This is a genomic window from Peptoniphilus obesi ph1 (genome assembly GCF_000311865.1).
Classification (GTDB): domain Bacteria; phylum Bacillota; class Clostridia; order Tissierellales; family Peptoniphilaceae; genus Peptoniphilus_E; species Peptoniphilus_E obesi.
This window is the reverse complement of record NZ_HE978580.1, coordinates 407,912-422,327: the sequence shown is the minus strand read 5'-3', so window position 1 is coordinate 422,327 and position 14,416 is coordinate 407,912. Positions and strand designations below refer to the sequence as shown.

Below are 14,416 nucleotides of genomic sequence, written 5' to 3'. Positions count from 1 at the left end.
TTCATGAAGTTCTTCTAACCTAACCCATATTCTAATTGAATCATGAAAGTTTTTTTCATTAGCTTCTTCAGGTGTATCAGGCCATTTACCTTCTCTATACAACTGTACACATTCTTTTTTAAATTCATAACTATATTTCATAAAAATACCCTCCTTACTGGATGTCCAGTAAAGAGGGTACATATCACTGTGAAAAATTTCATGGTCTGATTTTTTTATTTGCTAAAATAATTTAAAAATCTTATTTCTAAAAATATTTACGAAAAGTAAAAAAGGAGCTTTATACAAATAACTTATGATGTGTTAAAACTTCATCTTGTTAATTAGTGATTGACAAAGCTAACTTATAATAATATTCTATTACTAGGGATGGTTTCGTTTTCCCGAAGTAAAACGGAGGTGAGAAAAATAATATTTAATGAAAAAGTTTTAGAAGAAGCTCTTGCAATAGGGAAGGAACATCTAGGAGAAGGTAATGTAGCTGACTATATTCCTGAACTTAAGAAGGTTGATCCAAATAAAATTGCAATTTCAGTTATTGAAGATGACAAGTATATAAATGTAGGAGATTGTGAACAAAAATTTTCTATTCAATCTATAATTAAAGTTATTTTATATTCTCTTGCTTTAGAGAATTACAGGATGGATGTGCTAAAACAGTATGTAGGGGTAAAGCCATCAGCTAAACCTTTTAATAGTGTTATTGAGCTTGAATTGTCTGAAAAAAGCATACCTATAAATCCTTTTATTAATGCAGGCGCCATTGTAGTTGTTGCATTATTACATGGAATTTATGGAGATAAGACTTTCGATGCAATATTAAAGAAGGCATCAGAATTTTTGGCAACTGATTTGACTTATAGCAAGGAAATAGCTGAGTCAGAAAAAGCGTCATCTTTTGCAAATAGAACTTTAATATATTTGATGTTATCCAGAGGAATTTTATCAAAAAATACTAATGTAGAAGAAGTATTAGATACATATTTTAAAGCTTGTTCAATTTTAACCACAACAAAAGACTTAGCTCACATGAGTTATTGTTTATCGAATGGTGGCAAAAGTCTTAATGGCAATAGAATTGTTACAGAAAAAGAAGCAAGGATTTTAAGGGCCTTGATGGCAACTTGTGGAACTTATGACTACTCTGGAGACTTTGCAATTAGGGTAGGACTTCCTGCCAAGAGTGGCGTTGGTGGAGGAATTGTCACTGCATCTGAAGATAAGTATGGGTTAGCGGTATATTCTCCAGCACTTGATAGCCATGGAAACTCTTATTGTGGAGTTAGGATGTTAGAGTATTTATCAGAAAAATTAAAATTATTTATTTATTAAGAGAGGTGGACTATGGAAACTTTTACTAGTATATTATCAGCAATTAACGGGGTTTTATATTACCCAATATTAATTATATTTTTATTAGCTTGCGGATTTTATTTTACTTTTAAAACAGGATTTATTCAATTTACTTTATTAAAAGAAGCATTTTCTGTTATAACAGAAAAACCAGCAGACAAAGATGATGTTTCATCTTTCCAAGCTCTAATGGTATCAACAGCATCAAGAGTTGGTACTGGAAATATTGTTGGTGTTGCCAATGCAATTTGTCTTGGTGGACCAGGAGCAGTATTTTGGATGTGGATTATAGCAATTATAGGTGGAGCTTCTGCTTTCATAGAATCAACATTAGCTCAAATTTATAAAAAAAGAGGAGACGACAATATCTCCTATGGTGGACCAGCTTACTACATAGAAAATGGTCTTGGCAAAAGATCAATTGGTGTACTATTTGCAGTTGTTTTAATAGCTACATATGCAGTTGGTTTTAATATGCTTGCATCTTTTAACTTCCAAGATTCATTTAAAGTTTATTCATTCTATGTTCCAGGAAAAACTTCTTGGATAATAGGTGGATGCTTAGCACTTATTGCAGGCTATTGTATCCTTGGTGGTGGAAAGAGAATCATAAAATATACATCTACTTTAGTGCCAATCATGGGTGTAATATTCGTAATTATGTCTCTTATAATGATCATTGTAAATATTAAAAACGTACCATCTATGTTTGGTTTAATATTTAGAGATGCTTTTAACTTCAAGGCAATCTTTGGTGGTATCGCAGGCTCTGCACTTGTTCAAGGTGTAAAAAGAGGTCTTTATTCTAACGAAGCAGGTATGGGTTCTGCACCAAATGCTGCAGCATCAGCTTCAGTATCTCACCCTGTAAAACAAGGTCTTGTTCAAATGATTTCAGTATTCCTAGATACAATTGTTATTTGTTCAGCAACAGCATTTATGTCACTTGCATCAGGAATAGCTCCAGCAGAAGAACTTGCAGGAGCACCATTTGTTCAAAAATCTCTTGAAACAGTTTTTGGTCACTCTGGTAATATCTTTATTACAGTTTCACTTGCTTTATTTGCATTTACAACTTTAATAGGTAACTTATACTATTGTGATTCATGTTTAACTTACTTAAACAAAAAAGTTCCATCAAAATCATTTATGATAGTTTATAGAATCATAGCAGCAATCCTAATTTTTGTTGGTGCTGGTATGGAAATGTCACTTGCTTGGGATATAGCAGACTTATTAATGGGTATTATGTGTCTAATAAATATTCCTTCAATATTTATCTTAGGAAAATATTCAATTGCAGCCCTAAATGATTATAAAAAACAAAAAGAAAGTGGACAAAACCCAGTATTTCATGCAGAAGATATTGGACTTGATTCAAGTAAACTTGATTATTGGAAATAATTTATAAAGAATTTGGAAGAGAGTATGGATTTTACCATACTCTTTTTTTATGCTATAATTCTTACTAGCCCAGTTTAATCTGGAATTTTTTCCAGGACTTGTTTGAGAGCTCCAAGTATAAAAAAAACAGGGCATTTTTTTGAGTTCTCCTAAATTTATAGGAGGTTTTTTTATGCGTAAATTTAATAACAGACAGTTAGCTTTAATGGGAGTGCTTATAGGAGTTAATATTATTGGAACTTTTATAGCAGTTGTGACAAAAGTTCCACTTTTGCTTGACCATATAGGTACTCTTATGATTTGTTTAGTATTTGGTTGGAGATATGCAGTAGCTTGTGCCTTTGTATCATCTTGCATAGTTGCAATGCTATTTGATCCATACTCTTTGCCATTTGCTCCGACTGGTATGCTGATGGTTACAATGGTTGGAATTTTACTTGATAAGGGATATTTCAAAAAACTTGGCAGACCACTTGCGATAGCAATAGCAGTCCTTCCAGCATCAATACTAGGAGCAGTTATTGCTGGTTACATATTTGGTGGAGTAACATCAAGTGGATCATCAATAATTGTAAGATTTCTAATCAACAAGGGATTAAATCCTGCCATAGCTGTTTTTGTAATTCAGTACTTTATGGAATATTTAGACAGGCTGATGTCTTTTAGTCTGGTTTCTATGATTTATAAGAGGTATAGATTTGATAAGATATAGTAAAATTGAAGAAAAGCAAAAAAGAGAAATTGTTCTTTTAATTGCTAGACCATGCTTTTGGGGCAAGTGTAGTTTTTGTGATTATATAGATGATAACTCAACTGACCAAGAATTTATGATAAGAAAAAATCATGAAGTCTTAGAAAAAGTTACAGGTGAGTTTGGAAAATTAGAAGTTATAGATTCAGCTTCAGTTTTTGAACTTCCAAAAAAGACCCTAGAAGAAATAAGGGAAATTTGTAAAAAGAAAAATATAAAAACTTTAATTTTTGAAGCACACTATGCTTATAAAAATAGGTTAAATGAAATAAGAGAATTTTTTTCTGGCATAGAAGTTTTATTTAAGATAGGAATCGAAACATTTGATTATGATTTTAGGGAAAATGTCTTAAATAAAAATGCAAAATTTAAAGAAGTAGAAGAAGTAGAAAAATATTTTGATGCACCTTGTATCATGGTTGGCATAAAAGGGCAAACAAAAGAAATGATAAGAAGAGATATAGATATAATAGAAAATCATTTTAAGTGGGCAACAGTAAATATATTCCAAGAAAATTCAACAGAGATAAAAAGGGATGATGAGTTAGTAACTTGGTTTATGAAAGAATATTCTTATTTAATAGATGATCCAAGAATTGATTTTCTTTATACAATTAATGATTTTGGAATTGGATAAAATTGGGACCTAAGAGGTCCTTTTTTATTATAGAAATTTATAAAAAACTTGTGGATAAGTATTGATTTTTAATAATTAATTTGTTACAATTAATTAAGGTCAAAGAAGGTCAAAAAAATACTTTTCCAAATAAGAGGAAGTGATAACTTGAAATATAGAGATTATTATGAAATTCTTGGCGTTGATAAAAATGCCAGTCAGAAAGAAATAAAATCTGCATATAGAAAACTTGCAAAAAAATATCATCCTGACTTAAACCAAGGTGATTCTAAAGCGCAAGATAAATTAAAAGAAATAAACGAAGCCTACGAAGTTTTATCAGATAAAGACAAAAAACAAAAATACGACACTTTTGGATCCAATTATGATTTTGCAAACGGAGCCAACTTTGACCCATCACAATATGGATACACATATAGTTCAACTGGAAACAGTGGAAATTTTTCTGATTTCTTTGATATGTTTTTTGGGAATTCTAATACAAGTGGTGGATTTAGTTTTTCTGACATATTTTCAGATTCTAAATTTGGTAAAGGAAGAAGAACTAAAGAAACTAGACAAAGATATAATACTGAAGTAGAAGTAAGCTTAGAAGAAGCCTACAATGGCAGCAATAAATCAATTAGCTTTTATTTAAATAATAAGCAAATTAATATAGATTTAAAAATTCCAGCAGGTATAACTCCTGGCAAAAAAATTAAAGTCAAGGGAGAAAAATATGGAGTTTTAGGAGATATTTACTTCAAAGTAAAAATTTCTGGAGCTGACAATTTAAAAGGATTAGATGTATACGAAAGTTTAGATATATATCCATGGCAAGCAGCACTTGGAGATTCTGTAACAGTTAAAACCCTATCAGGAAGAATAAAATTAAAAATTCCTAAAAATATTAAGGGTGGTTCAAAGCTTAGAATCCAAGGCAAGGGCTTCAAAGATATGAAAAAAAATACTGGGGATTTATATATAAAATTCAATATAGTAAATCCTGAAAAACTAAGCGAAGAACAAATAAAATTATACGAAGAATTGAAGAGTATATCTTAATTTAATATAGAGGTGATATTATGGATTTTGAAAAATTTACACAAAAGTCATTAAAATCAATACAAGATGCACAGAATTTAGCTAAATCTTACGGAAATCCTCAAATCGATGAAATTCATTTAAACTATGCTCTTTTAACAGACAATGATGGATTAGTTCCAAGAGTTTTAAAATATATGGGAACTGATTTGGAAGGTCTAAAAGGAGATATAAAAACAGAAATAGAAAAACTACCAAAGCAAAGTGGAGGAAATCTTTATGCAGCTGAAAGCTTCTCAAAAGTTATAGAATCTGCAAAAAAATATGCTGATGAATTCAAGGATGAATATGTATCAGTAGAACACCTTTACCTTGCAATAATTTCTATGAAAGCATCAAAATCTCATAGATTTTTTGAAAAATATAATATAAATGTATCAAACTTTTTAAATGCATTGAAAAAGATAAGAGGAAATCAAAAAGTAACAAGCGATAACCCTGAATCTACCTACGATGTAATGGAAAAATACGGAAGAGACTTAACAAAAGATGCAAGAGAGGGAAAAATTGATCCAGTAATTGGTAGAGATGAAGAAATTAGAAATGTAATAAGAATCTTATCAAGAAGAACTAAAAACAACCCAGTTTTAATAGGTGAAGCCGGCGTTGGTAAGACAGCAATTGTTGAAGGACTTGCTCAAAGAATTATAAATGGCGATGTTCCAGACGGATTAAAAGATAAAAAATTATTTTCCCTAGACATGGGAGCCCTTGTAGCAGGTGCTAAATACAGGGGAGAATTTGAAGAAAGATTAAAGGCAGTTCTTTCAGAAGTTTCAAAATCTGATGGAAAGATAATTTTATTCATAGATGAAATTCACAACATAGTTGGAGCAGGAAAAACAGAAGGTGCTATGGATGCATCAAACCTTTTAAAACCAATGCTAGCAAGGGGAGAACTTCACACAATTGGAGCAACAACCCTAGATGAATACAGAAAATATATAGAAAAAGACCCAGCACTTGAAAGAAGATTTCAAAAAGTTTTGGTTCAAGAGCCAAACGTAGAAGATACAATTTCTATATTAAGAGGTCTAAAAGGAAAATATGAAATATTCCACGGAATAAGAATTTCAGACTCAGCAGTAATCGCAGCAGCAACTCTTTCAGATAGGTATATAACAGACAGATTTTTACCAGATAAAGCAATAGACCTTATGGACGAATCTTGTGCAATGTTAAGAACAGAAATCGATTCTATGCCAACAGAAATAGATGATGTAAGAAGAAAAATCTTGCAACTTGAAATAGAAAGAGAAGCACTAAAAAAAGAAACAGATCAAGCATCTGTTAAAAGATTAAAAGACTTGGAAGAAGAATTGTCAGAAGAAAAAGAAAGCTTCGACAAATTAAAAGCTAAATGGGAAGCAGAAAAAAAAGAACTAGATAAAGTCAAAGTAATAAAAGAAAAAATTGACCAAGTTAACCATGAAATCGAAGAAGCAGAAAGAAATTACAACCTAGAAAAACTTTCACAACTAAGATATGGAGAACTACCAAAACTAGAAGAAGAACTTAAAAAAGCTGAATCTGTAACAAGAGAAGACGACTCAATGGTAAAAGAAGAAGTTACAGAAGATGAAATCGCCCATGTAGTTTCAAGATGGACAGGCATACCAATCGAAAAACTTAATAAAACTGAAAGAGATAAATTAATAAATCTTGAAGACGAACTTCACAAAAGAGTCATTGGACAAGATGAAGCAGTTAGAGTTATAAGCGATGCAGTCCTTCGTGCAAGAGCAGGATTGAAAAGTCCAAACAAACCAATCGGATCCTTTATATTCTTGGGACCAACAGGAGTTGGTAAAACAGAAACTGCAAAAGCCTTAACAGAAGACCTATTTGATGATGAAAGAAACATGATAAGAATAGATATGTCAGAATATATGGAAAAGCATTCAGTTTCAAGACTAGTAGGATCTCCTCCAGGATACGTTGGCTACGATGAAGGCGGTCAATTAACAGAAGCGGTTAGAAGGAAACCATACTCTGTAATCCTATTTGATGAAATTGAAAAGGCACATCCAGATGTGTTCAATATCTTGCTACAAGTTTTAGACGACGGACGACTAACAGATAACCAAGGTCGTACAGTAGACTTTAAAAATACAGTAATAATAATGACATCAAACATCGGATCAAGCTACCTACTAGAAGGAATAGATCAAGATGGACAAATAACAGAAGAAGCAAGAGAAGAAGTAAACAAAGAAATGAAATTAAGATTTAGGCCAGAATTCTTAAACAGAGTAGATGAAATTGTAATGTTTAAACCATTAGTAAAAGAACAAATCTACAAAATCATCAAGGCAACAATCAAGGATATTCAAGAAAGACTTGAAGAAAGAGAAATCAAAATCAAAATAACAGATCGAGCAATTGATTACATCCTAAATAGATCTTATGACGTTTCCTACGGCGCAAGACCAGTAAAAAGATACGTTCAATCTACAATCGAAACTAGCCTATCAAAAATGATAATAAAAGACCAAGTATCAGACGGCGATACAGTTCTTGTAGATGTGGATGGAGACAATTTAACCTTAGTGTGTGAATAAAATATAGATAAAAAATTAATCGGCATAAGTAAAAAACTTATGTCGATTTTTTATTGGGAAAAATTATAAAGATATTATTTTTATTAAATTAATGTAAATATAAAAGATAAATTAAATAAAACTAGCACATAAAAGCTGACCTATAGCAAACAAGAAAGATAATTATGATACAATATTAATTAGTAATTACTTTAATGTGAAAAAATAAAGTAGCTATAAAATTCTTTATTACAAGATTGGCAAATCATTAAAAAATGGATTAAAAAAGCTTGAATAGAAAATTGGGCAATAAAAAAAGCTTGCAACTTGCAAGCATATAATGCAGAACATCTGCGGCCCATAATGGGCGATTTGAATAAATTTTTATTTGAACTCATCATGTAATTTCATAAATAACATAACATGAAATTATAGATTTGTCAAATATATAGGAGGAATCTATGAAGAATCAGAAAGATTATTACATTGGTCTTGATATTGGAACATCATCAGTGGGATGGGCAGTAACAGATGAAAGTTATAACATTTTAAAATTTAATTCCAAGAAAATGTGGGGCGTTCGTCTTTTCGAAGAAGCAAAAACTGCAGAAGAAAGACGTGATCAAAGGGCAGCGAGAAGAAGGTTAGAACGTAAAAAAGAACGTATAAATCTTTTACAAGAATTTTTTGCAGAAGAGATTGCAAAAGTAGATCCAAATTTCTTTTTGCGTTTAGAAAACAGTGATTTATACAGAGAAGACAAGGATGAAAAATTAAAATCTAAATACACTTTATTTAATGATAAGGATTTTAAGGATAAAGACTACCACAAAAAATATCCAACAATTCACCATCTAATCATGGATTTGATAGAAGATGATAGCAAAAAGGATATTAGACTTACATACCTAGCTTGTCATTATTTACTTAAAAATCGTGGACATTTTATATTTGAAGGACAAAAATTTGATACAAAAAATTCCTTTGAAAACTCAATCAATGATTTAAAAACTCATCTACACGATTATTACAATCTTGATATTGAATTTGATAATAAGGATTTAATCGAAGTTATAACTGACAAGACTTTAAATAAGACAGATAAAAAGAAAGAATTAAAAGCTATTATAGGAGATACAAAATTTTTAAAAGCCATCTCTGCAATTATGATAGGGAGCTCCCAAAAGTTAGCTGATTTATTTGAAGAAGGAGAGGAATTTGATGATTCATCAGTTAAATCTGTAGACTTTTCTACATCTAGCTTTGATGATAATTATGGAGATTATGAAGCTGCACTTGGCGAAAAAATTGCTCTTTTAAATATTTTAAAAGCTATATATGATTCATCAATTCTTGAAAAATTACTAAATGAAGCCGATAAGTCAAAAGATGGCAGTAAGTATATTTCTCAAGCTTTTATAAAAAAATATAATAAGCATGGATCAGACCTTAAACAAGTAAAAAATCTTGTAAAAAAATACTCACCAGAAGATTATAACGAAATATTTAGAGCAGAAAATGTAAATGGCAACTATGTTTCATACACAAAGTCAAATATGACAAACAGTGAGAGAAAAAAAGCACTTAAATTTACAAATCAAGAAGATTTTTATAAATTTATGAAGAAAAAACTTGAATCTATAAAAGAAAAAATAAATGATCCTAAGTCAGATGATATGCTTCTTGTAGATACTATGCTTAAAGACATTGACTTTAATACTTTTATGCCAAAATTAAAATCTTCAGATAATGGAGTTATTCCTTACCAACTTAAAGTCAAGGAACTTGAAAAAATTCTAGAAAATCAATCAAAATACTATGATTTTTTAAGTTCATCAGATGAATACGGTAGCGTTGCAGAAAAAATTGTATCAATTATGAAATTTAGGATTCCATACTATGTTGGACCTTTAAATCCAGACTCAAAATACGCATGGATCAAGCGTGATGATAAGAAAGTACGTCCATGGAACTTTGAAGAAGTTGTAGACCTTGATGGATCAAGAGAAGAATTTATAGATAGACTTATAGGTAGATGTAGTTACTTAAAAGAAGAAAGAGTTTTGCCTAAATCATCACTTTTATACAATGAATTTATGGTTCTAAATGAGCTAAATAATTTAAAATTAAATGCCATTGCAATTAGTGAAGAAATGAAGAAAATCATTTTTGAAGAACTTTTTAAAACAAAGAAAAAAGTTACTTTAAAGGCCGTATCAAACCTTATTAAAAAGGAATTTAATTTAACTGGAGAAATTTTACTATCAGGAACAGACGGAGATTTTAAACAAAGTCTAAACTCCTACATTGATTTTAAAAATATAATTGGAGAGAAAGTTGATAGAGATGACTGCCAAAAGAAAATTGAAGAAATTATAAAATTAATAGTTTTATATGGCGATGATAAGGCTTATTTAAAAAAGAAAATCAAGGCTTCTTATAAGGATGATTTTACAGACGATGAAATCAAGAAAATGGCTTCTTTAAACTATAAAGATTGGGGAAGGTTGAGTAAAAAGTTACTTGTAGGAATAGAAGGAGTCGATACAAGCACTGGTGAACCAGGAAATATAATGCATTTCATGCGTGAATACAACTTAAACCTAAATGAAATTTTGAGTAGCAGATTTACATTTGTTAAAGAAATTCAAAAATTAAACCCAATCCATGATAGAAAACTTTCTTATGAAATGGTTGATGAACTTTATCTATCGCCTCCGGCAAAAAGAATGCTATGGCAAAGTTTAAGAATTGTCGATGAAGTTGAAAAAATTCTTGGACATGACCCTAAAAAGATTTTTATAGAGATGACAAGGAGTAGTCAAGAAAAAGTAAGAAAAGAATCTAGGAAAAATCAAATTTTAAAATTCTATAAAGATGGTAAAAAAGCCTTTATAAAAGAAATTGGCGAAGATAGGTATAAATATTTATTAAGCCAAATAGAAAGAGAAAAAGAATCTAAATTTAGATGGGATAATCTCTACCTATATTACACTCAGCTTGGCAGATGTATGTATAGTTTAGAGCCTATTGATTTATCAGACCTAGCATCAAGCAATATATACGACCAAGACCACATATATCCAAAATCAAAAATATACGACGACTCAATTGAAAATAGGGTCTTAGTTAAAAAAAGCTTGAACCACGAAAAAGGAAATGAATATCCAATTTCAGAAAAAGTTTTAAATAAAAATTGCTATGCATATTGGAAAATGCTTTATGATAAGAAATTAATAGGACAAAAGAAATACACAAGATTGACCCGCCGCACTCCTTTTTCTGATGGAGAACTTGTGCAATTTATAGAAAGACAAATTGTTGAAACAGGCCAAGCCACAAAAGAAACTGCAAATCTATTAAAGACAATTTGTAAAGATTCTGAAATAGTTTATTCCAAGGCAGGAAATGTAAGCAGATTTAGACAAGAGTTTGATATTATAAAATGCCGTAGCGTAAATGACCTACACCACATGCACGATGCTTATCTAAATATAGTTGTTGGAAATGTTTATAATACAAAATTCACAAAAAATCCTCTAAATTTTGTTAAAAATAGAGAAAAAGCAAGAAGCTATAACTTGGAAAATATGTTTAGATATGATGTAAAACGTGGAGATTACACAGCTTGGATTGCAGAGGATAAGGAAAATTCAAAAAATCCTACAATAAAAAAAGTAAAAAAAGAAATACGAGGCACGAACTACAGATTTACTAGGATGAGCCATATTGGAAGAGGCGGACTTTATGATCAAAACCTTATGAGAAAAGGGAAAGGACAAATTCCACAAAAAGAAAACACGAAAAAATCAGATATAGATAAATACGGTGGCTACAATAAAGCAAGCTCAGCATATTTTGCCCTAGTAGAAGCAGACGGTAAAAAGGGCAGAGAAAAGACCTTGGAAACAATACCAATAATAATAGATAATAAAAGCAGACACGGGAAAATTGATGCGGTAAGTGAATATTTAGAAAAAGACCTTGGACTAAAAAATCCAAAAATATTAGTAGATAAGATAAAAATCAATTCATTAATAAAACTAGATGGATTTTTATACAACATAAAAGGAAAAACTAGAAATAGGATTTCAATAGCAGGCAGTGTCCAATTAATCCTAAATAAAGATGATCAAAAGCTAATCAAGAGAATTGATAAATTCTTAGCAAAGAAAAAAGATAATAAAGATATCAAAGTTTCCATCATGGACAATATAAAGGAAGAAGACCTAATAGCTCTATATCAAACCTTATCAGATAAGTTAAACAAAGGAATATATTCATACAAGAAAAATAATCAAGCTGAGAATATAAAAGAAGCAAGTGGTAAATTTAAAGAATTATCTATTGAAGACAAGATAGATGTACTTTCTCAGTTGATTTTAATATTTCAATCATTCAACAGCGGATGTAATCTAACTCCAATAGGGTTAAGCTCTAAAACAGGAGTAGTATCTATTCTTAAAAAAATTAACTTTCAAGAATTTAAACTTATAAACCAATCAATAACAGGCCTCTTTGAAAATGAAGTGGATTTGTTGAAACTATGACTTGAAGAGTTGTAGTAATAGAAAACAGAGCGAAACTTGAATTAAAACTAAGCCATCTTGTCGTAAGGCAGGATGGCAACAAGATTCGCAAAATATATTTAAAAGACATATCTCATATTATTGTAAATACAACAGAGGCCTCTATAACATTTGCACTATTAAATGAGATAGTTAAAAATAAAATAAAATTAATCTTCTGTGATGAAAAAAGAAATCCATGTGCAGAAATATCTCCATTTTATTCATCTTATAACACAAGCGAGAAAATACGCTCACAGATAAAATGGGATGAATACATAAAAGGCGACGTGTGGCAGTTGATTGTAAAGCAGAAAATTAAAAATCAAATGAATTTACTTAAATTATACGAAAAAGATGAATATAAAATGCTGGAAAAATACATAGACCAAGTTGAATTTAAAGATGAAAGTAATAGAGAAGGACATGCAGCAAAGGTATATTTCAATTCACTTTTTGGCAAAGACTTTTCAAGAAGTGATGATACAAATGTAAATGCTGCCCTTGATTATGGATATTCAATCTTGCTAGCATCAATAAACAGGCAGGTCGTATCAAATGGATACATAACACAAATTGGTATATTTCATGATAATATGTTTAACCAATTTAACCTATCAAGCGATTTGATAGAACCATGGAGAGTTATTATTGATTCTTATGTATATAGAAATGGTAGTGAAATTTTTGATAAAGAAGAAAAAATCGATCTAATAAACCTATTAAATGATTTTGTAACGATAGATGGCAAGTTGACAAGAGTAAATCAAGCGATAGATATATACATCAGGTCCGTTTTTGATGCACTAAACAATAGAGATTTATCCCTATTGAGGTTTCCAAGTTATGAGTTATAGATATATGAGACTAATTGTAATGTTTGATCTTCCAACTATAAGTCCAAAAGATATGAAAAATTATAGGATCTTTAGAAATTTTTTAATAAAAAATGGATTTATGATGATGCAAGAATCAGTATATAGTAAGATAGCCGTTAATCAAAGCATGGCAAAGCTAATAGCAAATAGAGTAAGAGAAAATAAACCTCCAAAAGGACTTGTTCAAATGTTTATAATAACAGAAAAACAATTCTCAAGAATGGAAATATTGGTAGGCGAAATATCCGAAGAATATATAACAGATGATAGTAGGTTGATAATACTATGAATCTTGTAACAGAATATCTTGAAAACTCATTTGAAATCAAGGCAAAAACAATAAACACCCTGGTGATAGAAGATGTAGAATATTTTACAAAATTTTTAAAAGGATTGATAGAAGCTAGTAATAAAGAAAACGAAGAATTTGAACTAATAGAAGGCTTAAAAAAATTAGATATTTCAAAATCAAGTGAAATCATTTTTGATTTATTCAATATAGAAGTCAATAGTGCAAGTATACTAAAAAAACTATATGCAGAACTTGAAGAAGACACAAACTCAGAAGAAGTTTATTCCAAAAAAATTGATATGGAAAGTAGCCTACTAAATTTAGTTGATGATTTAATATATAGGTCCAGGTTTTCACTAAAAGCAGGTCAGGTAAATTATCAGAATATATTTAAAGCAATAGATTTAAAATTTGACTATGATAAAAATTCCCTTATAGAAAGATTGACAGAATATATAAAAATAAGCTCAGAATTACTAGATAAAAAATTATTTATAATAGTGAACTTAGATAGTTTTTTAAGCCAAAAAGACTTGGATGAACTGGAATCTTTCTTGTGCTATAATGAAATTAAGCTTTTAGCCCTACAAAATACAATCACAAGACAAGTCAAATCTTGTGAAAACTTAAGAATTATTGATAAAGACCTATGTGAAATATAGCCATCGTCAAAGATATTTGCTCTCAAAAAAATCGAATTTGAGGTTTGAGAGTTATGTAATTTCATATAGTACTAAAACAGAAAACCTATAAAAGCAGTTACCGTTGACGTTTGAGAGTTATGTAATTTCATATAGTACTAAAACAAATCAAGAGAAGAAACATCAAGGCTTAGTGTTTGAGAGTTATGTAATTTCATATAGTACTAAAACGCCTTATATCCATCAGTATCTGTTTTTGGAGTTTGAGA

At 30.1% G+C, this 14,416-nt stretch carries 10 protein-coding genes; all 10 read left to right on the top strand.

All coding sequences use genetic code 11. From position 1 onward, the window contains the following. The first annotated feature begins 399 nt into the window (after positions 1 to 399). The 10 genes from glsA (at position 400) to csn2 (ending at position 14,168) form a co-directional block, all read left to right on the top strand. Entirely contained in the window at positions 400 to 1,332 is a 933-nt protein-coding gene (gene glsA / locus HGPB_RS01895; RefSeq protein ID WP_019131988.1) for a glutaminase A, read from the top strand. Positions 1,333 to 1,344: 12 nt separating this feature from the next. Beyond that, on the top strand, positions 1,345 to 2,757 hold the full coding sequence (locus tag HGPB_RS01890; RefSeq protein ID WP_019131987.1) for an alanine/glycine:cation symporter family protein: 1,413 nt from the start codon (positions 1,345 to 1,347) through the stop codon (positions 2,755 to 2,757). Positions 2,758 to 2,929: 172 nt separating this feature from the next. Further along, on the top strand, positions 2,930 to 3,469 hold the full coding sequence (locus HGPB_RS01885; RefSeq protein WP_019131985.1) for an ECF transporter S component: 540 nt from the start codon (positions 2,930 to 2,932) through the stop codon (positions 3,467 to 3,469). After that, entirely contained in the window at positions 3,456 to 4,145 is a 690-nt protein-coding gene (locus HGPB_RS01880) for a hypothetical protein (protein ID WP_019131984.1), read from the top strand. Before HGPB_RS01885 ends, HGPB_RS01880 begins: the two co-directional genes overlap by 14 nt. Positions 4,146 to 4,292: 147 nt before the next feature. Continuing rightward, positions 4,293 to 5,189, top strand: coding sequence for a J domain-containing protein (locus HGPB_RS01875; protein ID WP_019131983.1), 897 nt, complete (start codon positions 4,293 to 4,295; stop codon positions 5,187 to 5,189). A 20-nt stretch (positions 5,190 to 5,209) separates the two neighbouring features. Next, positions 5,210 to 7,789: an ATP-dependent chaperone ClpB gene (gene clpB, locus HGPB_RS01870; RefSeq protein WP_019131982.1), complete on the top strand. Its 2,580-nt coding sequence runs from the start codon at positions 5,210 to 5,212 to the stop codon at positions 7,787 to 7,789. Positions 7,790 to 8,229: 440 nt separating this feature from the next. Then, a complete protein-coding gene (gene cas9, locus HGPB_RS01865) occupies positions 8,230 to 12,318 on the top strand; it encodes a type II CRISPR RNA-guided endonuclease Cas9 (RefSeq protein ID WP_019131981.1) in 4,089 nt (1,362 codons plus the stop codon). A 17-nt stretch (positions 12,319 to 12,335) separates the two neighbouring features. Further along, on the top strand, positions 12,336 to 13,193 hold the full coding sequence (gene cas1, locus HGPB_RS01860) for a type II CRISPR-associated endonuclease Cas1 (protein WP_245543853.1): 858 nt from the start codon (positions 12,336 to 12,338) through the stop codon (positions 13,191 to 13,193). Continuing rightward, positions 13,183 to 13,503 (top strand): CRISPR-associated endonuclease Cas2, encoded by a 321-nt coding sequence (gene cas2, locus HGPB_RS01855; protein ID WP_019131979.1) that lies wholly within the window; start codon positions 13,183 to 13,185, stop codon positions 13,501 to 13,503. Before cas1 ends, cas2 begins: the two co-directional genes overlap by 11 nt. Further along, positions 13,500 to 14,168, top strand: coding sequence for a type II-A CRISPR-associated protein Csn2 (csn2, locus tag HGPB_RS01850; RefSeq protein WP_019131978.1), 669 nt, complete (start codon positions 13,500 to 13,502; stop codon positions 14,166 to 14,168). Before cas2 ends, csn2 begins: the two co-directional genes overlap by 4 nt. Positions 14,169 to 14,416: the final 248 nt, after the last annotated feature.